The sequence below is a fragment of the Serpentinimonas sp. SSL01 genome (genome assembly GCF_056323735.1).
On record NZ_CM150487.1, the window covers coordinates 234,841 to 261,058 of the forward strand.

Genomic DNA, 26,218 nt, shown 5'->3' on the forward strand with positions numbered 1-26,218 from the left:
GTCTCAACAACAGGAGTTTGTGCAATGACAGATAACAAGAACACGGGTGGCCCTGCCGCGCCCATCTCGGCCCAGTTGGCGGCACTGCCCTCCTTGCCGATGGCCGAGCTGTGGGCGCTGTGGGATCAGCACTTTCCCCGGCGGACCAGCCACCGCAACCGCAATTACGTCGAATCGCGTCTGGCCTACCGCATCCAGGAGCTGACCTACGGCGCACTGCCAACCAACATCCGCAAGATGCTGGTCGAGGCCGGCGCCAAGCATTCCAAGATCAAGTCCGCCGTCGGTCGCAGCGCGCAAACCCTGCTGATGCCCGGCACCACGCTGATCCGGGAATGGGATGAACGCGAGTACCGCGTAACGGTCACGCCCGATGGTCTGTATGCCCTAGATGGCCAGGTGTTCAAGAGCCTGTCGGCGGCGGCGCGCCACATCACGGGCACGCGCTGGAATGGGCCGAAGTTCTTTGGTCTGCGGGGCGGCAAGGGGGATGCTCAATGAACGCGCCGTTGCTCGTGCCACCCAAGCGCTGCGCGGTGTATTGCCGCGTGTCCAGCGACGAACGGCTGGACCAGTCCTTCAATTCCATCGATGCCCAGAAGGAAGCCGGGCACGCCTTCATCAAGAGCCAGAGCAACGAGGGCTGGATCGCCGTGGCCGACGACTACGACGATGGCGGTTTCTCTGGTGGCAATATGGAACGGCCTGCCTTGAAGCGCCTGATGGCTGACATCCAGATGGGCAAGGTCGACATCGTGGTCGTCTACAAGATCGACCGGCTGTCACGCTCGTTGGCCGATTTCGCGCGGATGGTCGATGTGTTTGACCGCCACCGGGTCAGTTTCAGCGCCGTCACACAGCAGATCAACTCGGCCACGTCGATGGGCCGGCTGATGCTCAACGTACTGCTGTCCTTCGTACAGTTCGAACGGGAAGTGACTGGCGAGCGCATCCGCGACAAGATCGCGGCCAGCAAGGCCAAAGGGATGTGGATGGGCGGGCCGTTGCCGCTGGGCTACGACGTTCGGGATCGTCTGCTGGTGATCAATGAGGTCGAGGCCAAGCTGGTCCGCCGCATCTTTGATGACTTCGTGACCGTGCGCTCGGCCACCCTGATGGCCAAGACCTACGGCGCGGAAGGCGTGGTCACCAAGGGCGGCAAGCCCTTCACCAAGCAGACCATCTACAAGATGCTGCACAACCGGATGTACCTGGGTGAGATCGTCCACAAGGGGCAGAGCTTCCCCGGCCAGCACCAGGCCATCATCACCCAGGCGCAGTGGGATGCCGTGCACGCACTGATCGCCACCGATGGCGTCGAGCGGCGGCGAGAGACCAACGACCGCCAGCGTGAGCCGGTGTTGTTGCGCGGCCTGCTGTTCACGCCCGACGGTGAACGGCTGGTGCCCAGCTACACGGTCAAGAAGGGCAAGACTTACCGCTACTACACGCCGATCAAGCACCGGCGCTTCGGCGCGTGGGCCAGCAGCCACGGCCCGTTGTCAGCGGCGCCCATCGAAGACCTGGTTACACAGCAGATCGTCGCCGCGCTGTCAGCGCCGCACATCGTGCAGTCGGTGTGGGACCGGATTCGGACAACCCGCCCGGACCTGTCGGAGCCCGAGGTGGTTTTGCCGATGCGAAATCTGGCTGGCCTGTGGCAACAGTTGTTCCCCGCTGAACAGTGTCGACTGGCACAGCTACTGATCGACCGTGTGGTGATTGCCGACGGCGGGCTGGAGATCATCTGGCGCGACCACGGGTGGCAGGAACTGGCCGGGGAACTGATGCCCGGCACCATCGGCGCGGAATTGCAGGAGTGGGAACAGCAGGAGGTGGAGGCATGAAGCCGAAAGTGCAGACTTTAGGCGGCACCGTTGCGCGCGAGCGCCGGGATGGCGACCAGGTCAAGCTGTCCACCTTCATCCCGCTGAAGATCAGGAAGCGCGGCGCCAGTAAGGTGGTGGTGCGGCCAGATGGGGCGGTCGAGTCGCCGGGCAAGGTCGCCAGCCAGATCGACCAGCCCTTGCTGGTGGCCCTGACGCAGGCCTTCTACTGGCAGCAACTACTCGACGACGGTGTGGTCGGCAGTGGCAGCGAGATCGCCCAGCGCGAAGGCCTGCACCATTCGACGGTCAACGAACTGCTGCGCCTGACGCTGCTCGAGCCTGCCATCATCCAGAGCATCCTGGTCGGGCAGCAGCCCAAGTGCATGAGCCTGCTGTGGTTCCAGCGGAATCCGCTGCCGACTGACTGGGTGGCGCAGCGGGAGGTGGTGGTCGCGTTCGATTCGTGAACAGGGCTGCCGTTCGTCAGCCCGCTTCAATCGCTGGGTGCGGGCAGCCACTTGATGCCTGCCACCCCCAGGTTTTTCTGGCTGATGTGGTCACTGAGGATGGGCACGAGGGTCTGCACGTTGGTGTCAAAACTGTGCCTCCACATGGCCTGCAGCTTCTTCAGCGCGTTTTCATTCCGGTAGATGCTGCCGTCCCAGTCGATGACCATCATCGCCACGTCACCGTCGTCGGCCAGCATACACAGCAAGGCGTCATCGGCGTCCTTGTCGAGCGAGGCCTTGAGCTCGTCCTCGAAGTCGGCCAGAACTTCCACGTACAGATCGATGCTCAGTGGGCTTTGCCCAGACAGCGCAGACTGCAGATCGTCGGTGATTTTCTTCTTGTTGGTCATCGTCGACATTTTCGCTGCAAGGGCCCCACGTTCACACGCTGACCACCGGTTGGGGGTGCTGCGGGAGATGCTCTGACTGTGTTCGATGCCTGACCGGTGGTCATGGTTGACGATGAACTGGCGCGCGTAAGTTTTTGATTTTGCTAGGCCATCATCTGCGCCTACCCGCAGGCCAAACGGAGAACAGAGACGGCTCAGGCCGAGAAAGTGGCCGATTTCGGGCGTTTCGGCTGATGGCCACCCGCAGCACAGACGGCCGGAACCCCGCATGGTGCGGGGATTTCAGGCAAGAAAAAGGGCCCGGAGAATATCCGAGCCCTTGTGTATGGTGGCGCTTCAGGGATTCGAACCCCGGACCTGCGGATTATGATTCCGTCGCTCTAACCGGCTGAGCTAAAGCGCCTTCAAGCCCGACATTGTAGCAGGTCTTAAAACCGGCTCAGCAAACCGGCTCAGCGAGAGCCTTCTTGTGGACACTGCCGCCTGCTCGCCGGCGTTGCAGCCGGCGCGGTCTCACTGGTGCTTGAACTGCGCCGGGCGTTTTTCGACGAAGGCGGCCATGCCTTCTTTTTGGTCGGCGGTGGCAAACAGGGCGTGGAACAGGCGGCGCTCAAAGGCCATGCCGTCGGCTAGGGTGCCCTCGAAGGCTTTGTTGACCGCCTCTTTGGCCGCCATGACGGCGATCTGCGAGTAGCCGGCGATGGTCAGGGCGGCGGCCAGGGCTTCGTCTTGCAGTTTGTCTAGGGGCACCACGCGGCTGGCCAAGCCGGCGCGCTCGGCCTCGGCGGCGTCCATCATGCGGCCGGTGAGCACCAGCTCCATGGCCTTGGACTTGCCGACAGTGCGCGGCAGGCGCTGGGTGCCGCCGGCGCCGGGGATGATGCCGAGCTTGATTTCGGGCTGGCCGAACTTGGCGTTGTCGGCGGCGATGATGAAGTCGCACATCATGGCCAGTTCGCAGCCGCCGCCCAAAGCAAAACCGCTCACCGCGGCGATGATGGGCTTGCGGATGCTGCGCATGGTTTCCCAGTTGCGCGTGATGTAGTCGCCTTTGTAGACGTCGGCAAAGCTGTACTGGGCCATGGCGCCGATGTCGGCGCCGGCGGCAAAGGCTTTTTCGCTGCCGGTGAGCACGATGCAGCCGATGTCGGCGTCGGCATCGAAGGCCTTGAGGGCGGCGCCGAGCTCGTCCATGAGCGCGTCGTTGAGGGCGTTGAGTTGCTTGGGGCGATTCAGGGTGATGAGGCCGACGCGGCCCTCGGTGCGCACCAAAATGTTTGCGTAAGTTTGGCTCATGGGTTGTGTCTCTGGTTCAAGGGTCGGCGGGAGCTGCCACTATAGCGCGCCGGCAAGGCGGCTCCAAGGCGCATCGGGGTGGGGTGCTTGGGTTGGGCTGGCCGGTGGTGGGGCGGCCGCAGCTGAGGGGGCTGCAGCTGAGGTGGCCGATGCGGCAAGGCGCTGCAGCCGCACCGCGAGCGCTTGGGGCTGCTCGGGTGTGGGCCAGCGCAGCGGCAGGCGCAGCAGCCGGCCGTCGCGCGCCACCAGCGCTACGACGCTGTGCTGCCCGTGGGCGTGGCGCGCGACTTCGTCGAGCGTGCGCACGCGCCAGGCGCTGGGGGTGGTGTTGGTGCTGTCGTTGGCTGTGCGGGTGTTGCCGTTGCTGCTTGCGCTATCCACTTCCAGTCCCAGCCATTCGTCGCCAGCGGCCAGCCCGGCTTGTTCGGCCAGCGAGCCGCGCAGCACGTTTTTGATCAGCAGGCCCTCGGTTTCACTCACGCGCAGCCCCAGCCGCTGCGCCAGCGGCGCGGGTTCGGTGAGCCAGTCTATGCCTTGGGTGCGCAACAAATCGGGCAGTGGCAGATCGGCGCAGCCATGCACCCAGGCCGCGATTTCGGGGGCGTAGCTGCGCCCGCCGCATTGCTCGAGCACGGCCAGCAGGTCGGCCTCGTGCATCGGGCCGCCTTGGCAGCGCTGGTAGAGCGCACGCAGCACCGCGTCGAGGCTGCAGCGGCCCTCGGCGCGCAGTTGCAAGTCGAGCGCCAGCGCCACCAAGGACCCTTTGGCGTAGTAGCTCACGGTGGCGTTGGGGCTGTTTTCGTTGACGCGGTAGTACTTGGTCCAGGCCTCGAAGCTGGATTGGGCCAAGCTGTGCACCAGCCGACCCGGGCTGTGCAGCACTTGATTCAGGGTTTTGGCGAGCAACTGCAGGTAGAAGGCTTCGTCGATCAGGCCGGCGCGCAGCAGCAGCAGGTCGTCGTAGTAGCTGGTGAAGCCTTCAAACAGCCACAGCAGCTCGGTGTGCTGTTCGCGGTCGTAGTCGTAACGGGTGTATTCGGCTGGGCGCAGGCGCTTGACGTGCCAGGCGTGAAAGTATTCGTGGCCGATCAGGCCCAGCAGACTGGTGTAGCCGTCGCTGGCGCCCAGAGCTGGAACTTGGGCAGGAGTTGGGGCAAGCGCCGGGGCGAGGGCGCCGCCTAGGGGCAGTTGCGGCAGGTCGGCGCGGCGGCAGATCAGGGCGGTGCTGTGGCGGTGCTCGAGCCCGCCGTAGCCTTCGTGGCGGGCGTTGAGCATAAACAGGTAGTGGCCGAAGGGCGGCGCCTCGTGCGCGCCGTGCCAGAACTCGATGGCGGCTTGGCAGATGGTTTGGGTGTCGCGCAGCAGGCGCTCGCCATCAAAACCCGGCCCGGCGCCGCTGACCACGAGCCGGTGCGCGACGCCGCGCACGCTGAAAGAAGCGCTCCAGAGCCGGCCCAGCTCGATGGGGCTATCGGCCAACTGGTCGTAGTCGGCGGCCTGCCAGCGGCCTAGGCTGTGGGGGGCGTCGGCATGGGCCGCATCGGGGGTGACGGGCGCCAAGGCCGTGGCCACTTGCCAGCCTTGGGTGGCGGCGCTGCCCCAGAGCTCGAGCGTGTGCGTGAGCGCTTCCTGCCCGTGCACGCGCAGGCACAGGCTGGTGGGGTTGAAAAAGCCACGTTCGGCGTCGAGCCAGGCGCTGCGTACTGAGGCGTCGTAGGCATAGACTTGGTAGCGCAGCCGCAGCAACTGGGCGCCGGCTGGGGTGGCGGCTTCCCAGGTGTTTTTGTTGAGCTGGCGCAGCGGCACGACGCAGCCGTCGCAGCCGTCGCAGTCGGCGTGCAGGCCGTGCAGGTGCTGGGCGAACTCGCGCACCAGATAGCTGCCGGGAATCCACACCGGCAGGCTGACGCGCTGCTGCCGCGCCGGTTGGCTGATGTGCAGGGTGAGCGTGTACAGGTGGGCGTGCAGCTCGTCCAGTTCAACGCGGTAGTGCGGGCCTAGGGGCTGGGCGGACGCAGCGGAGGCGGTATCGGCGGTGGCTCCTGCCGGCACTGCCGGCACAGCGGACGCTGGCGGCGTGGGGCCGTTCGATGGGGCGCGGCTGGCAGTGGGCATGGGCGAGGGGGATAGGCGGGATAGGCCGATCTGTGCCCGATCAACGCGCCGCCGCCGCGCTCAGACGCTGCTCGAGCACCTCGAAGCCGGCGGCACCCGAAAGGCGCGAGCCGTCGGCAAAGAAGGTGGTGGGGGTGCCGGTGATGGCGTGCCGTTGCCCAAACGCCATGTTGCGCTGCAACGCGGCGGTGTCGCAGGTGGCGGCAGGCGGATCGACGTTGCGCAGCATCCAGTTTTCCCACACTTGGGCGCGGTTGCGCGCGCACCAGATGTGCTGCGACTTGGCGAGCGAATCGCGGCCCAAAATGGGGTAGAGGAAGATGTGGATGGTGACGTGGTTCAGGCGGCTCAGGTCGCGCTCGAGCCGTTTGCAAAAACCGCAGTTCGGGTCTTGGAACACGGCTACGCGGCGCTGGCCGTTGCCGCGCACGATGGTGAAGGCGTCGCGCAGCGGCAGCTGGTCGAAGGCGATGGCGTTGAGTTGCTCGATGCGCTGCTCGGTCAGGTTGTTGCGGCTGCGGGTGTCGATCAGTTGGCCCTGAATCAGGAAGTTGCCTTCGGCGTCGGAGTAAAAAATCTGGTTGGCGCCGATGCGCACCTCAAACAGGCCGCGCATGGGTGCGGCGCGCACCTCTTCGATCGGGGGCAGGTTGGGCAGCCGCTCGGCCAAGTTGGCGCGGATGGTGGCCTCGTTGGCGCTGGCCAGCGTGCCCACCGCGAGCAGGGCGGCCAAGGCGGCTAGGACGCCGGCGCGCCAACACCAGCGCCACCCACTAAGCCAAACAGTGTGCAACCAGGTGCGTCGCGCTGGCGCCGGGTGCGCGGCTTGAGCCGCTGGTGCCACGGCGCTGCAGTAGGCATGGGCGGCAGCGCTGCGAGTTGGGGCGGTGACGGTGGGTGAGCTGTGCATCTGGAGGAGGCTCGAGTGAGGTGGGAGCTCAGGCAGCTGCGGAGGGCGCAGCAGGTGGTTGGCCAGAGGCGGTAGCAGAGGCAGCAAAAGCAGCGGTAGCAGGAGCAGCAAACGGCGCGCAGGGCGCATCCGCCTCAGGGCCGCCCATCGCCAAGCGGATGGCGTGGTGTTTGAGCGGCGTGAGCCCATCGAAGCGCCGCAGCCCCCAGCGCCGCAGCGCGCCGACGCGATCGTCGCCATGGCCAAACAGGCTGTAGAGGCCGTCGGTGAGGGTGGCCATGCGCTCGAAGTCGGCGCGGCGCGCGCGCTCGTAGCGCCGCAACAGGCGCCAGTCGCCGGGGCTGCGCCAGTATTCGCGCTCGCGCAACACGCGGCCCAGTTCGGCTACGTCACCCAAGCCCATGTTCAGCCCTTGGCCGGCCAAGGGGTGCATGGCGTGGGCGGCGTCGCCCGCCAGCGCCAAGCCGGGCCGCACCCAATGCCGGGCGCGCGACAGCTGCAAGGGCCAGCCGGCGGGGGTGCCTTCGGTGCTCATGGCGCCCAAGGCGTGGTCGCAGGCTTGGGCTACGGCGGCGGCAAAGGCGGGCGCAGCCAAGCCCAGCAGCTCAGCCGCGCGCTCATGGGGCACCGACCAGACCAAGGCCACCAGCTTGCCCTCGGGGCCGTCCATGGGCAGCAGCGCCAGCACCTCGCCGTGCTGGAACCACTGCCGCGCCACGCCCTCGTGCGCTCGCGCGCAGCGCAGCCGCGCCGCCACGGCGGTGTGGGCGTAGGGCTCGACCTCGTACTCGATGCCAAACTGGGCCCGGGTGCGGCTGTGCTTGCCCTCGCAGATCACGGTCAGTTCGGCTGGTGGGGCGCTGCTCACGAGGTCGATGCCGCTCTGAAACGGCAGCGCTTGCGCCAGCCGCTGCTCCAGCGCCGGCACATCCACGATCCAAGCCAGCGGCTGCTGCGCCGCGGGCGCGTGCAGGTTGAGGGTGGCAGGCCGCTCGGCGTCGGGCTCGCAGACCCACATCTGGCGCACCGGTGTGGTGGCCGGGGCCTCGGGCCAGACGCGCAGATCGCTCAGCAGCGAAACCGCGGCCTGGTTGAGGGCGTAGGCGCGGATGTCGGGGCCAGCCGCCGGGGGCGCTGGCTGGCGCAGCAGCGCCACCCGCAAGCGCTCGCGCGCCAGCAGCAGCGCCAGCGTGTGCGCCACCACACCGCTGCCCAAAATGGCGACGTCGTACCGTGGGTTCATGCGCGCATTGTAGGCCGGGGCGGCGGCTGGAGCATCACGCTGTGGGCATCACTGAAACGCCACCTCAGCAAAGCTGCGCAGCTTGCGGCTGTGCAGCTGATCGACGCCACCGGCGCGCAGGCGCTCGATGGCGCGCAGGCCGATGCGCAGGTGCTGATCAACGCGCTCGCGGTAAAAGGCGTTGGCCATGCCGGGCAGCTTGATTTCGCCGTGCAGCGGCTTGTCGCTCACGCACAGCAGGGTGCCGTAGGGCACGCGCAGCCTGAAGCCGTTGGCGGCGATGGTGGCGCTCTCCATGTCGAGCGCCACGGCGCGGCTCTGGCTGAAGCGCCGTTGCGGCGTCTGGCCGGGCAGCAGCTCCCAGTTGCGGTTGTCGGTGCTGGCCACGGTGCCGGTGCGCAAAATGCGCTTGAGTTCGGCGCCGCTCAAACCGGTCACGTCGGCCACTGCGCCTTCGAGCGCGAGCTGGATTTCGGCCAACGCGGGGATGGGCACCCACAGCGGCAGTTCTTCGTCCAGCACGTGGTCTTCGCGCACGTAGGCGTGGGCCAGCACGTAATCCCCCAGCTGTTGGCTGTTGCGCAGCCCAGCGCAGTGGCCCAGCATCAGCCAGGCGTGCGGGCGCAGCACGGCGATGTGGTCGGTGATGGTCTTGGCGTTGCTGGGCCCGACGCCGATGTTGAGCAGCGTGATGCCGCTGCCGTCGGCGCGCAGCAGGTGGTAGGCCGGCATCTGCGGCAGGCGCGGCAAAGCGCGGCCCGGTTGGCCTAGTCCGAGTTCATGCAACAGCTGTTGTTCGGCGGCGCTCAAACCGGCGCGCGGCGTGAGCACGTTGCCGGGCTCGACCAAGGCCAGGTATTCGCTCTCGGGGTTGGCCAGCGCCTCTTGCCCGAGGCGGATGAACTCATCGACGTAGAAAGGGTAGTTGGTAAACAGCACGAAGCCCTGAAACCAGGCCGGGGCGGTACCGCTGTAGTGGCGCAGCCGCTGCAACGAGTAATCGACCCGCGCCGCACCAAACAGCGCCAGCGGCTGCGCTTCGTGGGCGGCGCTCTGGTGCGTGCCGTTGGCGATGCCGTCGTCCATCTGGCTCAGGTCGGGCAGGTCGAAGCAGTCGCGCAGGGCGGCGCGCTGGGCCGGGCTCAGCTCGCCCTCGAGGTGCTCGTGCTCGGCCAGCGCGAAGTGCAGCGGGATCGGCTGGTTGCTCACCCCCACTTCGAGCGCACCGCCGTGGTTGTGCAGCAGCAGCTCGAACTGCTCCAGGTAGTAGCTGGCAAACAGATCGGGGCGGGTCAGGGTGGTTTCGTAGCGGCCCGGGCCAGCGACGAAGCCGTAGCTCAGGCGGCTGGGCGCACCCGCGCCGGGCCCGCCGTGGGCGTGCTGGCAGTGCAGGCGCACGAAGGGGTAGCAGGCGCGCACGCGCTGGGGCGCGCTGGCGCCGCCGGCGCGCACGTACTGGTGCAGCGCTTGGCGCAAATGCACCACCGCACGCTGATACAGCGCCTGCACCTGGGCCAGCGCGGCGGCGGCGTCGGTGTAGCTTTGGGGCGGGGTGAAGGGTGGGCTGTGGGGCGGGCTGTGGGGCATGGTGGGGGCATTGTGGCGCAGAAGCGACTGTAGAATGGCCGGCAAAGGGGGCTTTGGCGTATGCGGGAGGCACTTTTTTCAGTCGTCGGTTGCCAAGTCAAGCGCAGTATTTGCCGTGGCGCTGCGGCGCTGCGCTTGGGCCCGTTGCCACATCGGGTGTGGCGGTGAACTGCGCCGCACCCACGCAACCTTGGGGCAAGCTCACCCCCGATGGCCGCCGCCACCCCTTGGCCGACCACTGTCTCGATGTGGCACTGGTGCTGCGTGCCCTGCTCGATTTGCCTGCGCTGGCGCGTCTGGGGGAACTCAGCAGCGTGCAAAAAGAGCGGCTTTGCGTGATCGCTTTTTTGCACGATTTTGGTAAGTGCAACGCGGGTTTTCAGCGCAAGGCCGAGCCTGAGTCGCGCGACACGGCGGGGCATGTCTTTGAAGCCGCTGCCCTGCTGCTCAACGACAATCTTCGCGCTGCATGGCCCGCCGAGTGGGAAAGCCTCGTCGGCACGTTGTGTGGTTGGTTTGCACCCAACGACGATGGCGATGGGGCCTTGCAAATGCTGCTGGCCGCCATTTCGCACCACGGCAAGCCGGTTTCGGTGCTGGATTGCAATGCGGCCGGCCTTCACGCCATGAACCGGCACTGGGTGCCACCGCATCCACAAACGGGAAGCTACTGCCCCATGCAGGCGTTGGCCGATTTGGCCGCTCGGGCGCGGTCTGCCTTTGCGGCTGCTTTTTCTGCTAGCACAGCCCCTATAGCCGCCACACCCGAGTTGCAGCAGCGCTTTGCGGGCTTGGTGATGCTGGCCGATTGGATCGGCTCCGATACCCAGTTTTTCCCCTACCGTGCTTCCGATGACGAAAACCGGTTCGAGCAGGCCCAAGCAGCGGCACAGCGGGCGCTGCGCACCATTGGCCTTAGTCCACCCGACACGCCCGGATGGCGGCAAGCTAAACCTTTTGCCGAGGTGTTCGGGTTTGCAGCGCACCCCCTGCAACATCTTCTGGCTTGCACCCTGCCTGCTGACGACGCGGCGCGCCTGACCTTGATCGAATCCGACACCGGTTCCGGCAAGACGGAGGCCGCGCTGGCTTGGTTCATGCGCCTCTATGCCAGCGGGCAGGTCGAAGGCTTGTACTTCGCTTTGCCCACCCGGGTGGCCGCGCGCGAGCTGTATGGGCGTGTGCTGCGGGCCATCGATGCGGCCTTTGACCCGCCCGCACGGCCCGCGCCCGTGCTGCTGGCCGTGTCCGGTTACACACGGGTCGACGGGGCCCCGATCCTGCCCGATCCGGTTGGCACCTTGTGGGAAGATGATGCCCAAGCGCAGCGGCGCGAAAACCAGTGGGCGGCTGAGCGGCCCAAGCGTTTTCTGGCTGCGCCCGTGGCAGTGGGCACCATCGATCAGGCGCTGATGTCGGTGCTCAAGGCCAAGCACAGCCTGCTGCGTTCGGTTTGCCTAGATCGGCACCTGCTGGTGGTCGATGAGGTGCACGCCTCCGACACCTACATGAGCGAGTTGCTGCGGGTGCTGCTGCGTGCGCACATCAATCGCGGTGGCAGCGCCTTGCTGCTGTCGGCTACGTTGGGCGAAGCGGCGGCGGCAAAATTGTTTGACCGCGAAACCCTGCCGCTGGCGCAAGCGCTGACAAAACCCTATCCCGCATTGGCAACTCGATCCAGCCTAATGCCTGTGGCCAGCGGCCGGGCGGCGCGCACCATCACGGTGGAGTTTCAACCTACGCTGGCCGATGACCCCTTGCTGATGCCGCTGACCGCTGCTTTGCTTCAAGGCGCGCGGGTGCTGGTGGTGTGCAACACCGTAGGGCGCTGCAACAGCCTGCTGCGGGCGCTGGAAGCGCATCTGACTGCACAGGCGCCACAACTGTTGCCTGCTTTGTTTGAACTCAATGGCGTGCGCTGCCCGCACCACGGCCGCTTTGCCCGCCCCGACCGCGAACGGCTCGACGCCGAAGTCACGCGGCGCCTTGGCAAAGGATCGCCCAACGGCCCTTTGCTGCTCGTCGGCACGCAAACGCTGGAGCAAAGCCTAGACATCGACGCCGACTGGTTGGTCACCGACCTGGCTCCGATGGACGTGCTGTTGCAGCGCATAGGGCGCCTACATCGGCATGAACGTATCCATCGGCCTGCTGGATTTGCAGCGGCGCGCGTGCTCGTGCGTTTGCCTGAAAAACCACTGGGTCAGTACTTGCAATCCAGAGGGGAATTGAACGGCCCAGCGGGCTTGGGCAGTGTCTATGCCGACGGTCGGGTGCTGCAATGCACCCTCGAGAGCTTGACCGGTCAGCCCCAGATCGTCATCCCGCAGCAAAACCGCGAGCGCATCGAAACCACCACCCACCCCGAAGTTTGGGCTGCCCTTGGGCCGCTCTGGCGCAAGCACGACGACTACATGAACGGTGATTTTTTGGCCGACTTGCGCCAAGCCGACCGATCGCTGATGCGCGACCTGCCTTTTGGGGAGTTGCACTATGCAAGCGACCAAGGGCGGGTCCTCACCCGGCTGGGTGATCCGAGTTACGAGCTGCCTCTGCGGTCAGCGTGCCGATCCCCCTTCGGGCAGGCGCTGGACAGCCTGACCTTGCCAGCGCGCTGGCTCAAAGGCGCGCCAGCCCCGGAAACCTTGTTGCCGGTGGCAACCGCAGCGGGTTTCGACTTTGCCATTGGTGCGCTCCACTTCAGCTACACCCGTTTCGGGTTGGAGAAAAACGATGCACGACCTGCTGCGCGATGAATTGATCGGTGTGAGCACGCCCCAAGGCGAGCGCCGCGTCGATCTGCCGCAACTCTTGAGCCTGCTTTGCGCGGCTGAGGTGGAGGGTTATACGGGCTTGCGCGCGCACCAAGCCGAGCCTTGGCACGTGTTCTTGGTGCAACTGGCCACTGCGGTGCTGGCACGCCAGCCCAGCGCCACGCCGCCGCCCGACCCCGATTACTGGCGTGCTGGGCTGCTGCTGCTGGCCGAGGGCAAAGCGTCGGCTTGGCACCTTCATGTGGAAGACTCTACGCAGCCGGCCTTCATGCAGCACCCATGGAGCAGCCCAGATGCCAAGATTGAGGGCTACAAGAAGGTCAAAGCCTGCACCCCAGACGAGCTCGATGTGCTGGTCACAGCCAAAAACCACGATGTGAAAGCCGCTCGGTTTTGTCGTCCCGATCCCAAGGCGTGGTTGTACGCCCTGCTGACGCTGCAGACCACCGAGGGCCATCTCGGGAAAGGTAACTTTGGCATTGTGCGCATGAACAGCGGTTCTGCCAGCCGCGCCATCCTCTCTTGGGCGAACGATTTGCACCCGGCACGCCGCTTTCTCGAGGCCTTGCCAATCGTGCTGGCGCATCGCGCCGACATCCTTGCGCACGGGCGCTACGGCTACCGCGCAGATGGCGTGGTGCTCACATGGCTGCATCCGTGGCGGCGCAGCGATCATCATACACCCTGAGCGATCTGGACCCGTGCTTCATCGAGGCCTGTCGGCCCCTGCGCCTTGGGCTCGATGCCAACGAAAACTTGCTTGCGCTCGGCGCCACCAGCGCTGCGCGCCAGATCGGCCCCAAATCCCCAGACGGTGGCGACGTGGGCGACCCATGGACGGCGATCAATGTGGAGGACAAGAAAAAGGGCGCTTCGGCGCTGACGGTTTCGAGCCAGGGTTTCAGCCCCAAACTGGTGACCGACCTGCTGTTTGCACAAGGCTACGAACTGAGCCCACTGCAGACCCCTCGGGCCGGCCCAACCGCCGGTTGGTTGGTGGGCAGCGTGTTGGTGCGCGGTCAAGGCAAAACCGATGGGCTGCACCGGTTGGAACTCCCTGTTCCGGCCAAGGCGCGTCAGAGCTTTGCCCGCCCAATGGGCGATGCTCAAAGTGCACAACGCAAGCGGCTAGCCGAGCAGGCGCAAACCCTGTTAACCGACGCCAAGCACGCAGCGGCTGCACTGCGCACTGCGTTGACAGTGCTCGCCCAAGGCGGACCGGAGCAGGCCGACTTTGACCGCGAAGCCATCAAGCATTGGGTGGCCGCTGTGCAGCGCGATTTTGAGCGAGATTGGCCGCTGCACTACTACCCCGCCTTGTGGCGCTGCTGCGACGAAGACCCCGAGGTGGTGCTGCGCGACTGGCGCACCCTGCTGGTGCAAAACGCCCGGCGCGTGCTCGACCAAGCCAGTACGCGCCTGCCGCTACCAGCCAACCGCCGCTGGCGCGCCCTCACCCAATCCCACAGCGCCTTCATGGGCGTGCTCAGCAAGCACAGCCTTTTGCCCACAAAGCCCGAACCACAGGAGCGCAATACATGAACACCGAAGCGATCGATCAGCCCACCACCGTGCCCGCCGCCGCCGAGCCGGGGCTAGAGCAAACTGTGAGTCGTCTGGCACACGAGTTGGCCCAGGCACACTACCCCAACGCAGACCGGGCAGCGCTCAAGCGCTGGACCCCGAGTGCGCCCCTGCCGCTGGCCTACTACCGCCTCTGGTTACAGCATCTGCGCACCGAACCGCCCTCCGAGCAGCAAACGCTGGATTGGATGGCCATCGTCTGGGGCTTGGCGCTCTCGGGCTCCAAGGCGCACCAAGCGCAGCGTGCGCTGGGCGAGGCGCTGGCGCAGTCTGGCTTTGCCCAAGCACGCTTGGAGCGCCTGCTTTCGGCCCCCGAGGTGCTGCGCTTTGATTTTTATCAGTCGGCCGCGCGCTTTCTGGCTGCCAAAAACGAGGGCTGCAACTGGACCGACTGGGCCCTCTACCTGCTCACCCACGACCCTGAAAAGCGCGAGAGCCTGCACCGGCGGATCGCGCTGGGCTACTACCGCCACCTGCCAAGCCCGTCAGGTGCCGAGAACTGATCGCCTTGTTTCCATGCCTTTTTGAAAAACCCAAGGAGCCCGCGATGTTTTTGCAAATCCACACCCTTACCGCCTACCCCGCCAGCCTGCTCAACCGCGACGATGCCGGCTTGGCCAAGCGCATCCCCTTTGGCAATGCGCAGCGCCTGCGCGTGTCTTCCCAGTGCCTCAAGCGCCATTGGCGTGAAACCGTGACGCCGCAGCTGCCCGAACTTCCCGATGGCCAGCGCACCCGATCTTTCTTCACCCGCACCGTTTTGCCACAGGCCATTGCTGCGGGCGTGCCACAAGCCTGTGCGCAAAGCCTGATCGAACCGCTGGCCAAAGCCCTGATCAAAGGCGGCGTCAAAGAAGGGGGAGACCTCAACCAGCCGGTGCTGCTGGGGCTGCGTGAGGCCGATTACTTTGTTCAATTAATGCGCGACGCGAGCCAACTGGACGACCCCCTGCGGGCGCTTGAGGAGCGGCTTAAAACCAAAGGGGAGAAAGACAACCTCAAGGCCATGAGCAAAGCTGCGGCCGGTCTGAGCGCGGCCCTGTTTGGCCGCATGGTCACCTCCGACCTGTTGGCCCGTGTCGATGCCCCGGTGCACGTGGCGCACGCCTTCACCGTGCACGCAGCCCAGACCGAAATGGATTACTTCACCGTCGTCGATGACCTCAACCGCGACGATGAAACCGGGGCCGCGCACGCCAACCAAACCGAACTCGGTGCCGGCGTGTACTACGGTTACGTGGTGGTCGATGTGCCATTGCTGGTATCCAACCTGAGCGGCTGCGAGACCAAAGACTGGCTCAGCCCCGACCCGAGCGCGGCGCGCAAGGTGCTGGAGGTGCTGCTCCAAGCCATCTTGCTGCAAAGTCCGGGCGCCAAACTCGGCAGCACCGCACCGTATGCCCATGCCGATTTTCTGCTGCTCGAGGTCGGGCGCACCCAGCCCCGCGCACTGTCCAATGCGTTTCTCAACAGCGTGCGCCCCAGGGACGGTCTGGACTTGCGACAGTCCGCGCTGGAGGCGCTGGCAGGCTATATGGCCCGCCTCGATGCCATGTATGGCAGTGCAGGGGCAAGCCGCCATTGCGCCAGCGCGCTCGATTTGCCGAGCAACCTGCCGGCAGCACAAACGGTGCCCGAGGTGCTTCAGGCCGCACTCGGTGCCCTGTGGTCGCAGCGCACCGCCTGAGACCCAGCCATGGACTGCTTGATGCTGCGCTTTGATGCGCCCTTGATGAGCTTTGGCGCCGTGGTGGTGGACCAACTCAACCCCACTTGGCGCTTTCCCGGCGCCTCCATGCTGACCGGGCTGCTGGGCAATGCCCTAGGCTGGGATCATCGCCAAACGCTGCAGCTGCAAAGCCTGCAACAGCGGCTGCGCTTTGCCGCGCGCTGGGATGCCGAGCCTGAACCCTTGACCGAGTACCAGACCGTGGACCTAGGGCAGGATTTCATGCAAGACACCGGCTGGACGACGCGCGGCAGGCGCGAAGATCGTGGCGATGGAGCCGCCACCCGTGGCACGCACCAGCGCTGGCGCGACCATTGGGCCAATGGTGTGCTGACGCTGGCCATTGCGCTCAATGACGCGCTCGATGATGCTGGTGAGCCTTCGCTGCAAGCGCTGGAGGCGGCCTTGCTTGCCCCAGCCCGTCCACTGTTCATAGGCCGTAAACCCTGTCTGCCGGCGGGCCCGATTTTTCTGGGACGCAGGCAAGCGTCTGGTGTCAGGCAAGCATTGGCCGCCGAACCGCTGGCCGAGATCGGGCCGCGCCACAGAGCGCGGCGCGTGAGCGCCATCTGGCCCCTCGATGAGGGCGACGGCGTGCAGCACGAGGAGCGCTACGATCTGCGCGACTGGGCCCACAACATCCACCGTGGCAGCCAGCGCATGGCGCTCGGGTTTCTGGAGCTTGGGGCATGAGCACACTGCATTTGATCCGCTTGCCGCTGCACTTGCCGGCCTTGCTGCGTTTTGCCGCTGAGCGCGGCGTCACCCACGGCGACGAGGGTCTGGGCTACAGCCTGCATCTGTGGCTGACCGCGTTGTTTGGTGACCATGCGCCCAAGCCGTTTCGATACTTCGATGCCCGCAGCGAAGTGTTGGCCTACACGCCCCTGAGCCAAACCGAACTGCTGGCGCACGCGCAAGCTTTTGCCCCGCCAGCGGCTTGGGCAGTGATGGCGCAAGACGCCGTGGCCAGCAAGCCCATGCCAGACACTTGGAACCCACGGCAGCGCCTGCGGCTGGAGGTGTTGGCCTGCCCGGTGGTGCGCCACGGCGCCGAGGAAAAAGATGCCTACCTGAACGCGCTGGATCGGCTGGGCGACGCCACCCCGGCGCGGGCCGAGGTCTATCGCCAATGGTTCATCGAGCGCTGGGAGCACGCCTTGGACTTCGAGCGCATCGAGCTGCGCGGGCTGATCGCGCGCCAGTCTTTGCTGCGGCGCGCACGCAATGACCGGGTGCGCCTGCAACTGGTGCAGCGTCCGCAAGCGCTGTTTGTGGCCGAGGCAGCGATTGCGCAGCCGCAGCGTTTTGGGGAGTTGTTGGCGCGCGGCATCGGCCGCCACCGCGCCTTCGGCTTTGGCATGGTCTTGCTTGCACCGGCTGGCACATGAGTCCGGCGCTGGGTCTGCTGCATGGGCGCTTGGGGCTGGCCGCAGCGCGCATTCCGCACGCGGATCGGCATGGGTTGCTGTGGCTGGAATACGGCAAGCTGTCGGTGGAAGACGGCACCTTGCGTTTCGTTGCCGCCCAAAGCGAGGTGATGGACGCGGGCGACTACGCCATCCCGTATCAGGCCGTTTCTATGATTTTGCTCGGCCCGGGCACCAGCCTAACGCAGGATGTGCTGCGACTGTGCGCCCGGCACGGAGCCCTGATCGCTGCGGTAGGCGAGGGCGGCGTCAAGAGCTATACCGCGCCGCCCATGGGTCAAGGCCACTCCGACGTGGCAAGGCGGCACGCCCAGCAGTGGGCCGACCCCAAGCAGAGGTTGGACGTTGCACGGCGCCTTTATGGTTGGCGCTTTGGGCGCATCCTGCCACACCGCGACATCGAGACGTTGCGCGGCATCGAAGGCGCGCGCGTCAAGGAAAGTTACCGGCTGGTGGCGCAACGCTTCGGCATCGACTGGCAAGGCCGCCGTTATGAGCGCGGCGACCCCGGTGCCGCCGACCTTCCCAACCAAGCCATCAATCACGCCGCCACTTTTGTCGAGGCGGCCGCCGACATTGCGGTAGCGGTAGTTGGGGCTCTGCCACCGTTGGGCTTTATACACGAAGAATCGAGCAATGCCTTCACGCTCGACATTGCCGACCTCTGGCGCATCGACCTTGTGCTGCCGCTGGCTTTTGGTGCCGTGCAGGCCTGCACAGAAGGCAAGGCCCACAACTTGGAGAGCGAGGTGCGCCGCCGTGCGGTGCGGATGTTCCGGCAGGAAAAGCTGATTCCGCGCATGATCGACCGCATCAAGGAGCTGTTTGATGTCAATGACAGTGGTCGTGACGCGTAATGTGTCGGCGCGGGTGCGCGGCTTGCTGGCATCGGTCATGCTCGAAGTGGCGCCCGGCGTTTACAGCGCTCCGCGCATCTCGCCTGCGGTGCGCTCGCGCCTGTGGAGCGTGCTCGAAGACTGGTTTCCAAACGAACGCGAAGCCTCCATCGTGCTGCTCTGGCAAGAGCGCGATGTGCCGGGCGGTCAAGCCATGCGCACACTCGGCAGCCCGCCGGTTGAGTTGGTCGAGGTGGATGGTCTCCTGCTATCGCGCAGAGCGGCATCCTGACGCCGTACAGGTTCCTTAAAAATCGAAATCACAAGCGCAGTCAATCGCTTATGATCTAGAGTCTCCCCCGCGTGAGCGGGGATCGACCAGGAGTGCCAGTAATCAAAGTAATCATGCGTTAGTCTCCCCCGCGTGAGCGGGGATCGACCCTAGCTTGAGATGGTAATGGCACTCGGGCGCATGTCTCCCCCGCGTGAGCGGGGATCGACCCATGGGGGGTCTGCACCCCCATACCCCCAGTGGGTCTCCCCCGCGTGAGCGGGGATCGACCCTTTGCGACTTTGGTAGAAAGGAAGGCCATTTGGTCTCCCCCGCGTGAGCGGGGATCGACCCCCGTTTCACATATAGACCCTGCTACACCTGCGGTCTCCCCCGCGTGAGCGGGGATCGACCTTTTCTGTTTTCACATTTCCGGGACAACGACCCGTCTCCCCCGCGTGAGCGGGGATCGACCCTTAGGGCTGATCGTGACGCAGCTCGCGCCGCCGTCTCCCCCGCGTGAGCGGGGATCGACCCCAGCCGCCGCTGTACCAGGCACAACCAGCCGCGTCTCCCCCGCGTGAGCGGGGATCGACCTTCTGCATTGAGGGCTTGAGCCACTGCAAGAACGTCTCCCCCGCGTGAGCGGGGATCGACCGTCCTGATTAGGCAGGGATGGTGCCCCACCTGTGTCTCCCCCGCGTGAGCGGGGATCGACCCTTTCAAGATCGTTTTGGCGAAAGGCTCGTTTGGTCTCCCCCGCGTGAGCGGGGATCGACCTTCATTTCCAGCTACTTCCGGCCCGTTCTTTTGGTCTCCCCCGCGTGAGCGGGGATCGACCCAACTGGTGAGGCAGCAACTCAAACCACACCTGGTCTCCCCCGCGTGAGCGGGGATCGACCCGAGTTTGCCGTAGCTCATCCGCGCATACTCTGGTCTCCCCCGCGTGAGCGGGGATCGACCTGGTATGTTCGGCTACGCTCACGGTGTGCGCTTGTCTCCCCCGCGTGAGCGGGGATCGACCCGCGTCCCCTAAAGGCAGACCCTCAGGGTCTTGGTCTCCCCCGCGTGAGCGGGGATCGACCGTAACCGCTGGCATCACGACAGCCGGCGCTAACGTCTCCCCCGCGTGAGCGGGGATCGACCGCGGCTAGAGCGTGCAAGCCTAGGCGGGTTCATGTCTCCCCCGCGTGAGCGGGGATCGACCTATTGTCGAAAGCGGAATGTCGGCAGGCCAAGCGTCTCCCCCGCGTGAGCGGGGATCGACCCCCGCATCGCTACTCATCAAAAGGAAGGCGAGAGTCTCCCCCGCGTGAGCGGGGATCGACCCGGCTCGGCTAGATCGCATGCTGATTTGAATGTGTCTCCCCCGCGTGAGCGGGGATCGACCCGATACCGTTGAAGGTACGGCCTATGACAACGGGTCTCCCCCGCGTGAGCGGGGATCGACCCGCCTCAAGCAGCGCGGAATCGGGTCTCTGCCCGTCTCCCCCGCGTGAGCGGGGATCGACCGCTTGGGTGGGTTCATCAACAGGCCGCCGACTGGTCTCCCCCGCGTGAGCGGGGATCGACCCCCTTCACCTACGGCCTCCGACCCTTGGCGCGTGTCTCCCCCGCGTGAGCGGGGATCGACCTCCGCTGTCCTCGTTTTTTTTAGCGTAGTCTTTGTCTCCCCCGCGTGAGCGGGGATCGACCCGAGTGGGCCGCGCACCATCGCCGGTACGAAGAGTCTCCCCCGCGTGAGCGGGGATCGACCCTCGGGCTATCAGGGGTTGGACGAGTGCAAGGAGTCTCCCCCGCGTGAGCGGGGATCGACCTAAAGTGGTGTGTCAAATGCTGTGATGGTATTGGTCTCCCCCGCGTGAGCGGGGATCGACCTTTTGGTAGTGTTTCTGGTTCTGGGGGCTTGATGTCTCCCCCGCGTGAGCGGGGATCGACCTCTACTGATACCGCCGCGCTTGTCCATCGAGGCGTCTCCCCCGCGTGAGCGGGGATCGACCCTCCATCCAAAACGATGCGGTGACGTTTGCGAAGTCTCCCCCGCGTGAGCGGGGATCGACCCGCAAGGCGGCAGAGATTGAATGGGAGTACGCCGTCTCCCCCGCGTGAGCGGGGATCGACCTTGCTCTTGGCTGTAGCCGATCTCGTCATCTGGGTCTCCCCCGCGTGAGCGGGGATCGACCTGCTTGGGGGTCAATCGGCTTCGGGCCTTTTGCGTCTCCCCCGCGTGAGCGGGGATCGACCTCCAGTCGCCGCCGCTTGAGATTGGTTCATGTTGTCTCCCCCGCGTGAGCGGGGATCGACCCCTTCGCACTTGGTGTAGGCATAGCTTTTTCCAGTCTCCCCCGCGTGAGCGGGGATCGACCCATCATGGCCGAGTCTCGCATGATCGGCTGGACGTCTCCCCCGCGTGAGCGGGGATCGACCCGCGCTGGCCGCCCAGCAGACGGCCGCCCTACAGTCTCCCCCGCGTGAGCGGGGATCGACCTGATTGGGGATGTGGGCAATGCGCTTGCCCTTTGTCTCCCCCGCGTGAGCGGGGATCGACCTGAAAAGATCAGACGTAGACCGAGTGAAGGCACGTCTCCCCCGCGTGAGCGGGGATCGACCTCGGCGGCGGATCACCCACCGGGTAGCCCTTGCGTCTCCCCCGCGTGAGCGGGGATCGACCTTCAAAGCAGTACGTGCATAAATATGGGTGTTGGTCTCCCCCGCGTGAGCGGGGATCGACCCGTGATCACTGCCATCCTTGTGCTGGCCGATAAGTCTCCCCCGCGTGAGCGGGGATCGACCTCGTCGAGCTGGATGATGTTTGGTCTTGTTCGAGTCTCCCCCGCGTGAGCGGGGATCGACCCGCAGACGGCGCACCATTGCCGCGCAAGTCGCTGTCTCCCCCGCGTGAGCGGGGATCGACCTCTGCTCATGCAGGTCTACGGCCCCCACAATCGGTCTCCCCCGCGTGAGCGGGGATCGACCCGTATTGGCCGCCGGACTGGCGGTGTCAGCCCAGTCTCCCCCGCGTGAGCGGGGATCGACCTTGTGTAAAGGCTCTGTTGTTCGAGTCCATTGTGCCTCCCCCGCGTGAGCGGGGATCGACCGCTGATGAGCAGGTATCTGATGCCTTGGCGGCTGTCTCCCCCGCGTGAGCGGGGATCGACCCGGTTCGGCTAGATCGTCTGCTGATTTGACTGTGTCTCCCCCGCGTGAGCGGGGATCGACCTACACTGATGGATTTCTGCAAATGGCACATCTTGTCTCCCCCGCGTGAGCGGGGATCGACCTGATGCCGTCACGCACCATCGAGGCGAGTCGGGGTCTCCCCCGCGTGAGCGGGGATCGACCGGTGGATGAGGTGGAAGGGCATCTGCAGGAAATGTCTCCCCCGCGTGAGCGGGGATCGACCCGCGACCGCTGGATGGCCGACCAGGAATGGTTCGTCTCCCCCGCGTGAGCGGGGATCGACCTCACCATCGCGCCGCTCAACACGCCTCAGGCATGTCTCCCCCGCGTGAGCGGGGATCGACCCAAGCAGGCCGAGGCCATGCACGTCATTCAGGAGTCTCCCCCGCGTGAGCGGGGATCGACCCAGCGCCGCCAGCGTGAAGAACAAGCCGAAGCCGTCTCCCCCGCGTGAGCGGGGATCGACCCTGTTGTTGCCCGACGAGATTTCGTGCAGCAATGTCTCCCCCGCGTGAGCGGGGATCGACCCTGTTGTTGCCCGACGAGATTTCGTGCAGCAATGTCTCCCCCGCGTGAGCGGGGATCGACCTGGTATCAGACTCTGCGGACATGGAGCGACTCGGTCTCCCCCGCGTGAGCGGGGATCGACCCTGGTTGACTGCCGCCACCCGATCCCGCACGGCGTCTCCCCCGCGTGAGCGGGGATCGACCTTTATTCGCCATGCTGTATTGCATCGGCTGAATGTCTCCCCCGCGTGAGCGGGGATCGACCGGAGCAGCAGCATGACCGGAGAAAAGGTTTTCAGTCTCCCCCGCGTGAGCGGGGATCGACCTCATGACGCCCTACCCATGGCCCTTCCCCACCCGTCTCCCCCGCGTGAGCGGGGATCGACCTATCAAAAGCGCCCGAGGAAGGCGCAAAGAACGGTCTCCCCCGCGTGAGCGGGGATCGACCCCGGCTGTACTACCGCGACGGTCGAGTCGAAACGTCTCCCCCGCGTGAGCGGGGATCGACCTCGACACCACGGACAGACAGACTGTTCACCGCCGTCTCCCCCGCGTGAGCGGGGATCGACCCTGCGCGAGGACATCGTTCGTGAATTGTTGCCCGTCTCCCCCGCGTGAGCGGGGATCGACCACGGATCCACCCCGAAGCTGGCCATAGTGGTGGGTCTCCCCCGCGTGAGCGGGGATCGACCGCAGTCCACCGCCCCGGCGGCACCGGGAATCCTGTCTCCCCCGCGTGAGCGGGGATCGACCTGTCGCGCAGCACCTGCTCGCGCTCGGACAGCTGTCTCCCCCGCGTGAGCGGGGATCGACCTGGATTGGTTGCTAGGGTGACGCCGGCTTTGCCGTCTCCCCCGCGTGAGCGGGGATCGACCGCTGGCGAGCTCGGCGTCGGTGCCATCCAACACGTCTCCCCCGCGTGAGCGGGGATCGACCCCGGCCACTGGCGCTTGCACAAACTGCCCCAGCGTCTCCCCCGCGTGAGCGGGGATCGACCTCGCAGCCTGCGCCGGAAAGCCGGTTGCGCGCCGTCTCCCCCGCGTGAGCGGGGATCGACCACTGGCGGCAGCACGCTGTCCATTCGAGCACAAGTCTCCCCCGCGTGAGCGGGGATCGACCTCTTCGCCGGCAAGCGCTCCCAAAAAACAGCCGGTCTCCCCCGCGTGAGCGGGGATCGACCCGTGACCTACGACGACGCCACGACCGGCAACCTGTCTCCCCCGCGTGAGCGGGGATCGACCCGACTCGGCCACATCCCGCAGCGCCTTGATACCGTCTCCCTCGGGTGAGCGGGGATCGAACTTGCTGGGCGAAAAACACGATCTGTCTGGATTGGGTTCTCCCCGATCGAGCAGGAATGAGTCCGTGCCTAGAAGGCGTTTTTATGGGCTTGGTGATGCCGAGGTATCGGTCGGGCCTAAAAACGCGCAAAGAGGCCGAGAGCTGCGCTCGACTAGGCAGGCGCCGCCGGGACTTGGCGTAACTACAAAACGCAGCTACACTACGGCCACAATGGAGCTTGAACTCGGCTTGGCCCGCTCTGCCGTGCCCTACGTGGTCTATACCGTTCGACACGAGCACACTATCCGCCTGATTTCAGCAAGGAAAGCCAATGCCAGCGAAAGAAAGCACTATCGTCAAGCGCACCCTTGACCTCAAGCAGCCGCCGCGCTTGGGCGCCGAGCAAAAGGCACGACTGGCTGCCGTGGCCTCGATGCCCGATGAGCAGATCGACTACAGCGACGCACCTGCACTACCCGATGCGGTCTGGATGAAGGCGGCGGCAGAATTGCCCCACGCCAAGAAGCAAGTGACGCTGCGCATCGATGCCGACGTGTTGGCGTACTTCAAGCACGCCGGCAAGCGCTACCAGTCGCGCATGAACGCCGTGTTGCGCTCCTACGTCGAGGCGCACAAGGCGCAGGCGAAGTGACCGAGCGCTGCAGTCGCTGAAAAACTGTGGTCGAGCCTGCATCCAGACCACATCGGACAGGGGTTAGGCTGCACACTGCTAGGCCACAGTGCGTTAGACACAGGAGCAGGAAAGGGTTATCATGCAGCATTACCATGTGATAACAGGCCCACTATGGCAACGTCTCTCAAAATCGACGACACGCTGAAAGGTCGCGTTCAGCACCTCGCCAGCCAGCGCCGCCGCTCGCCTCACTGGATCATGCTCGAAGCGATTCAGCAGTACGTCGAGCGCGAAGAAGCCCGCGAGAGCTTTAAGCAGGAGGCCTTGGCATCTTGGGCGGCCTACAAGGAAACCGGCCGCCACCTGAGTGGCCAAGAAGTTCGCACTTGGTTGAACACTTGGGGCACCGATGACGCAAAGGCGGTGCCGGAGTGCCACGAGTAATCGTTACCGAAGGCGCGGCGCAAGGTTTGGAACGTTGCCGGCGATTTCTGGCGGTCAAAGCACCGGACGCCGCCAAGCGCGCCGGCCAGGCCATCGAGCGGCAATTCCTGCTGCTGGAAACCGCCCCCGACATTGGCCGGCCGTGCCCTGACATGCCCGATCTGCGCGAGTGGGTGATTGCCTTTGGGGATTCCGGCTATGTGGCCCTGTACCGCCACGAGCCGGCCGACGATGCGGTGTATGTTCTGGCCTTTCGGCACCAGAAAGAGGCGGGCTATTGATGGCCAGCGTGGTGGACGCTGCTAGCCTTGGTCCACCGGCGTGCGCAAGGTCACGAACTCTTCGGCCACGGTCGGGTGGATGCCCAGCGTGGCGTCGAACTGCGCCTTGGTGGCGCCGGCTTGCAGCGCCACGGCAAAGCCCTGCACGATCTCGCCGGCTTCGGCGCCCACCATGTGCAGGCCGAGCACGCGGTCGTCGGCGTCGTTGACGATCAGCTTGATGAGCGTGCGCTCGCTGCTGGCGCTCAGGGTGTGGCGCAGGGCGCGAAACTCGCTGCGGTACACACGCACGCGCGGGTAGCGCTGGCGTGCCTGCGCCTCGCTCAGGCCCACCGTGGCTAGGCTGGGGTGGGTGAACACGGCGGTGGGCACCAGATCGAGGTCGAGCGCCGGGCGAGCGTGGCCGCTGCCGTAGAGCCGATCGACCAACCGCATGGCCTGCGCCAGCGCCACCGGGGTGAGTTGCATGGGCCCGGTGACGTCGCCCAGCGCATAGACGCTGGGCACGCTGCTTTGGAACTGCGCATCGACCACGATCTCGCCTTGCGCCCCCAGCGCCACGCCGAGCTCCTCGAGGCCCAGCCCCTGCACGTTGGGCCGGCGCCCGGTGGCGTAGAGGGCGGCATCGACCACCAGGTGGTTGCCGTCTTCCAGCGCCACGTGCAGGCCGTCGGCGTGGCGCTCCAGCCCCAGCACGCCGGCTTGCAAGCGCAGATCGAGCCCTTGCTTGAGCAGTTCGGCGGCCAGAAAGTGGCGCAGCTCGTCGTCGAAGCCGCGCAAAATCTGCTCGCCGCGGTAGAGCTGCGTCACCTGCGCGCCCAAGCCATGAAAGATGGAGGCGAACTCGCAGGCGATGTAGCCGCCGCCGACCACCAGCAGCCGCTGCGGAAAGGGCTCGATCTCGAACAGATCGCTGGAGTGCAGGGCGTGTTCGCGGCCTTTGAAGTGCGGCAGGTGCGGCGCGGCCCCGGTGGCCACGAGGATGCGCGCGGCGCTGAAGCGGCGCTGGCCCGGCGAGCCGTCGGCGTTGAGCGTGGCCAGGCTCACCGTGTGGGGGTCGAGCAGGCGCGCCCAGCCTTCGAGCAGCGCCACGCCGCTGGCGCGCAGCAGATCGGCATAGACGCCATTGAGCCGCGCCAACTCGCGCGCGCGGTTGGTCTTGAGGGTGGCCCAGTTGAGCCGCGCCGGCGCTGCCTCCCAGCCGTAGCCCTGCGACTCGCGCTGCGCGGTCGCGTAGTGCGCGGCGTAGCCGTAGAGTTTTTTGGGGATGCAGCCGGCGTTGACGCAGGTGCCGCCCAGCCCGGCCTGGCCGTGCGCCTCGGCCAGCGCCACGCGCACGCCGCGCTGCGCCGCCATGCGCGCGGCGCGCACGCCGCCACTGCCGCCGCCGATGACGAAGAGGTCGAAGTCGTAGGGGTTCATGGCGGC

22 protein-coding genes, 1 tRNA gene and 1 CRISPR repeat array are annotated in these 26,218 nt (G+C 66.0%); of the genes, 15 read left to right on the plus strand and 8 right to left on the minus strand.

The window, feature by feature from the left end; genetic code table 11:
- The first annotated feature begins 24 nt into the window (after positions 1-24).
- The 3 genes from ACVMK0_RS01130 to ACVMK0_RS01140 are packed head-to-tail and all read left to right on the plus strand — an operon-like array spanning position 25 to position 2,296.
- A complete protein-coding gene (locus ACVMK0_RS01130) occupies positions 25-501 on the plus strand; it encodes a DUF2924 domain-containing protein (protein ID WP_476464021.1) in 477 nt (158 codons plus the stop codon).
- The gene (locus ACVMK0_RS01135; RefSeq protein WP_476464022.1) at positions 498-1,847 is read left to right on the plus strand and encodes a recombinase family protein; all 1,350 of its coding nucleotides are present in this window, start codon (positions 498-500) and stop codon (positions 1,845-1,847) included. Before ACVMK0_RS01130 ends, ACVMK0_RS01135 begins: the two co-directional genes overlap by 4 nt.
- On the plus strand, positions 1,844-2,296 hold the full coding sequence (locus tag ACVMK0_RS01140) for a hypothetical protein (protein ID WP_250960759.1): 453 nt from the start codon (positions 1,844-1,846) through the stop codon (positions 2,294-2,296). Before ACVMK0_RS01135 ends, ACVMK0_RS01140 begins: the two co-directional genes overlap by 4 nt.
- A 26-nt stretch (positions 2,297-2,322) precedes the next feature.
- Here ACVMK0_RS01140 and ACVMK0_RS01145 read toward each other — a convergent pair whose 3' ends face one another.
- The 7 genes from ACVMK0_RS01145 to ACVMK0_RS01175 all read right to left on the minus strand — a co-directional run bounded on the left by ACVMK0_RS01145 (position 2,323) and on the right by ACVMK0_RS01175 (position 9,839).
- Positions 2,323-2,697 carry a hypothetical protein gene (locus tag ACVMK0_RS01145; protein WP_250960760.1) on the minus strand — a complete coding sequence of 125 codons (375 nt, stop codon included), beginning with the start codon at positions 2,695-2,697 and terminating at the stop codon, positions 2,323-2,325.
- A gap of 317 nt (positions 2,698-3,014) precedes the next feature.
- Positions 3,015-3,091: transfer RNA gene (locus ACVMK0_RS01150), tRNA-Met, on the minus strand.
- A 110-nt stretch (positions 3,092-3,201) separates the two neighbouring features.
- Entirely contained in the window at positions 3,202-3,984 is a 783-nt protein-coding gene (locus tag ACVMK0_RS01155; protein WP_476464023.1) for an enoyl-CoA hydratase, read from the minus strand.
- 39 nt (positions 3,985-4,023) lie between these two features.
- On the minus strand, positions 4,024-6,099 hold the full coding sequence (locus ACVMK0_RS01160) for a M61 family metallopeptidase (protein WP_476464024.1): 2,076 nt from the start codon (positions 6,097-6,099) through the stop codon (positions 4,024-4,026).
- 40 nt (positions 6,100-6,139) lie between these two features.
- Positions 6,140-6,832, minus strand: a complete 693-nt coding sequence (locus ACVMK0_RS01165; protein WP_476464025.1) for a DsbC family protein — start codon at positions 6,830-6,832, stop codon at positions 6,140-6,142.
- A 205-nt stretch (positions 6,833-7,037) separates the two neighbouring features.
- The gene (locus tag ACVMK0_RS01170) at positions 7,038-8,252 is read right to left on the minus strand and encodes an FAD-dependent monooxygenase (RefSeq protein ID WP_476464026.1); all 1,215 of its coding nucleotides are present in this window, start codon (positions 8,250-8,252) and stop codon (positions 7,038-7,040) included.
- Between the two features lie 48 nt (positions 8,253-8,300).
- Positions 8,301-9,839 carry an AMP nucleosidase gene (locus tag ACVMK0_RS01175; RefSeq protein WP_476464027.1) on the minus strand — a complete coding sequence of 513 codons (1,539 nt, stop codon included), beginning with the start codon at positions 9,837-9,839 and terminating at the stop codon, positions 8,301-8,303.
- 164 nt (positions 9,840-10,003) lie between these two features.
- On the opposite strand from ACVMK0_RS01175, the gene cas3 reads away from it, so the two are divergent.
- From cas3 to ACVMK0_RS01235, 12 genes are all read left to right on the plus strand, one after another.
- Positions 10,004-12,595: a CRISPR-associated helicase Cas3' gene (gene cas3 / locus ACVMK0_RS01180; RefSeq protein ID WP_476464028.1), complete on the plus strand. Its 2,592-nt coding sequence runs from the start codon at positions 10,004-10,006 to the stop codon at positions 12,593-12,595.
- Positions 12,573-13,301: a hypothetical protein gene (locus ACVMK0_RS01185; RefSeq protein ID WP_476464029.1), complete on the plus strand. Its 729-nt coding sequence runs from the start codon at positions 12,573-12,575 to the stop codon at positions 13,299-13,301. The genes cas3 and ACVMK0_RS01185 overlap by 23 nt, the downstream gene beginning before the upstream one ends.
- The gene (locus ACVMK0_RS01190; protein WP_476464030.1) at positions 13,259-14,155 is read left to right on the plus strand and encodes a hypothetical protein; all 897 of its coding nucleotides are present in this window, start codon (positions 13,259-13,261) and stop codon (positions 14,153-14,155) included. Before ACVMK0_RS01185 ends, ACVMK0_RS01190 begins: the two co-directional genes overlap by 43 nt.
- Positions 14,152-14,700, plus strand: coding sequence for a type I-E CRISPR-associated protein Cse2/CasB (gene casB / locus ACVMK0_RS01195; RefSeq protein ID WP_476464031.1), 549 nt, complete (start codon positions 14,152-14,154; stop codon positions 14,698-14,700). The genes ACVMK0_RS01190 and casB overlap by 4 nt, the downstream gene beginning before the upstream one ends.
- A 44-nt stretch (positions 14,701-14,744) precedes the next feature.
- Positions 14,745-15,884, plus strand: a complete 1,140-nt coding sequence (gene cas7e, locus ACVMK0_RS01200; protein WP_476464032.1) for a type I-E CRISPR-associated protein Cas7/Cse4/CasC — start codon at positions 14,745-14,747, stop codon at positions 15,882-15,884.
- Between the two features lie 9 nt (positions 15,885-15,893).
- A complete protein-coding gene (cas5e, locus tag ACVMK0_RS01205) occupies positions 15,894-16,619 on the plus strand; it encodes a type I-E CRISPR-associated protein Cas5/CasD (protein WP_476464033.1) in 726 nt (241 codons plus the stop codon).
- Positions 16,616-17,317 carry a type I-E CRISPR-associated protein Cas6/Cse3/CasE gene (locus tag ACVMK0_RS01210; protein WP_476464034.1) on the plus strand — a complete coding sequence of 234 codons (702 nt, stop codon included), beginning with the start codon at positions 16,616-16,618 and terminating at the stop codon, positions 17,315-17,317. The genes cas5e and ACVMK0_RS01210 overlap by 4 nt, the downstream gene beginning before the upstream one ends.
- A complete protein-coding gene (gene cas1e, locus ACVMK0_RS01215) occupies positions 17,314-18,213 on the plus strand; it encodes a type I-E CRISPR-associated endonuclease Cas1e (protein ID WP_476464035.1) in 900 nt (299 codons plus the stop codon). The genes ACVMK0_RS01210 and cas1e overlap by 4 nt, the downstream gene beginning before the upstream one ends.
- Positions 18,185-18,484 (plus strand): type I-E CRISPR-associated endoribonuclease Cas2e, encoded by a 300-nt coding sequence (gene cas2e / locus ACVMK0_RS01220; protein WP_476464036.1) that lies wholly within the window; start codon positions 18,185-18,187, stop codon positions 18,482-18,484. Before cas1e ends, cas2e begins: the two co-directional genes overlap by 29 nt.
- 60 nt (positions 18,485-18,544) lie before the next feature.
- Positions 18,545-23,452: a CRISPR direct-repeat array (repeat unit 28 nt; unit sequence GTCTCCCCCGCGTGAGCGGGGATCGACC).
- Between the two features lie 310 nt (positions 23,453-23,762).
- Positions 23,763-24,083, plus strand: coding sequence for a BrnA antitoxin family protein (locus tag ACVMK0_RS01225; RefSeq protein WP_476464037.1), 321 nt, complete (start codon positions 23,763-23,765; stop codon positions 24,081-24,083).
- Between the two features lie 153 nt (positions 24,084-24,236).
- Positions 24,237-24,509, plus strand: coding sequence for a CopG family ribbon-helix-helix protein (locus ACVMK0_RS01230; protein ID WP_476464038.1), 273 nt, complete (start codon positions 24,237-24,239; stop codon positions 24,507-24,509).
- A complete protein-coding gene (locus ACVMK0_RS01235) occupies positions 24,497-24,790 on the plus strand; it encodes a type II toxin-antitoxin system RelE/ParE family toxin (protein WP_476464039.1) in 294 nt (97 codons plus the stop codon). The genes ACVMK0_RS01230 and ACVMK0_RS01235 overlap by 13 nt, the downstream gene beginning before the upstream one ends.
- A gap of 21 nt (positions 24,791-24,811) precedes the next feature.
- Here the strand turns inward: ACVMK0_RS01235 and gorA are convergent, their stop codons facing one another.
- A complete protein-coding gene (gene gorA / locus ACVMK0_RS01240) occupies positions 24,812-26,212 on the minus strand; it encodes a glutathione-disulfide reductase (protein ID WP_476464040.1) in 1,401 nt (466 codons plus the stop codon).
- Positions 26,213-26,218: the final 6 nt, after the last annotated feature.

Excerpts from the sequence above, each read along its gene's own strand:
- ACVMK0_RS01130 (WP_476464021.1), top strand. The coding sequence starts at position 25 with ATGACAGATAACAAGAACACGGGTGGCCCTGCCGCGCCCATCTCGGCC.
- ACVMK0_RS01135 (WP_476464022.1), top strand. The coding sequence starts at position 498 with ATGAACGCGCCGTTGCTCGTGCCACCCAAGCGCTGCGCGGTGTATTGC.
- ACVMK0_RS01140 (WP_250960759.1), top strand. The coding sequence starts at position 1,844 with ATGAAGCCGAAAGTGCAGACTTTAGGCGGCACCGTTGCGCGCGAGCGC.
- ACVMK0_RS01145 (WP_250960760.1), bottom strand. The coding sequence starts at position 2,697 with ATGTCGACGATGACCAACAAGAAGAAAATCACCGACGATCTGCAGTCT.
- ACVMK0_RS01155 (WP_476464023.1), bottom strand. The coding sequence starts at position 3,984 with ATGAGCCAAACTTACGCAAACATTTTGGTGCGCACCGAGGGCCGCGTC.
- ACVMK0_RS01160 (WP_476464024.1), bottom strand. The coding sequence starts at position 6,099 with ATGCCCACTGCCAGCCGCGCCCCATCGAACGGCCCCACGCCGCCAGCG.
- ACVMK0_RS01170 (WP_476464026.1), bottom strand. The coding sequence starts at position 8,252 with ATGAACCCACGGTACGACGTCGCCATTTTGGGCAGCGGTGTGGTGGCG.
- ACVMK0_RS01175 (WP_476464027.1), bottom strand. The coding sequence starts at position 9,839 with ATGCCCCACAGCCCGCCCCACAGCCCACCCTTCACCCCGCCCCAAAGC.
- ACVMK0_RS01185 (WP_476464029.1), top strand. The coding sequence starts at position 12,573 with ATGCACGACCTGCTGCGCGATGAATTGATCGGTGTGAGCACGCCCCAA.
- ACVMK0_RS01190 (WP_476464030.1), top strand. The coding sequence starts at position 13,259 with ATGGCTGCATCCGTGGCGGCGCAGCGATCATCATACACCCTGAGCGAT.
- casB (WP_476464031.1), top strand. The coding sequence starts at position 14,152 with ATGAACACCGAAGCGATCGATCAGCCCACCACCGTGCCCGCCGCCGCC.
- cas7e (WP_476464032.1), top strand. The coding sequence starts at position 14,745 with ATGTTTTTGCAAATCCACACCCTTACCGCCTACCCCGCCAGCCTGCTC.
- cas5e (WP_476464033.1), top strand. The coding sequence starts at position 15,894 with ATGGACTGCTTGATGCTGCGCTTTGATGCGCCCTTGATGAGCTTTGGC.
- ACVMK0_RS01210 (WP_476464034.1), top strand. The coding sequence starts at position 16,616 with ATGAGCACACTGCATTTGATCCGCTTGCCGCTGCACTTGCCGGCCTTG.
- cas1e (WP_476464035.1), top strand. The coding sequence starts at position 17,314 with ATGAGTCCGGCGCTGGGTCTGCTGCATGGGCGCTTGGGGCTGGCCGCA.
- cas2e (WP_476464036.1), top strand. The coding sequence starts at position 18,185 with ATGTCAATGACAGTGGTCGTGACGCGTAATGTGTCGGCGCGGGTGCGC.
- ACVMK0_RS01225 (WP_476464037.1), top strand. The coding sequence starts at position 23,763 with ATGCCAGCGAAAGAAAGCACTATCGTCAAGCGCACCCTTGACCTCAAG.
- ACVMK0_RS01230 (WP_476464038.1), top strand. The coding sequence starts at position 24,237 with ATGGCAACGTCTCTCAAAATCGACGACACGCTGAAAGGTCGCGTTCAG.
- gorA (WP_476464040.1), bottom strand. The coding sequence starts at position 26,212 with ATGAACCCCTACGACTTCGACCTCTTCGTCATCGGCGGCGGCAGTGGC.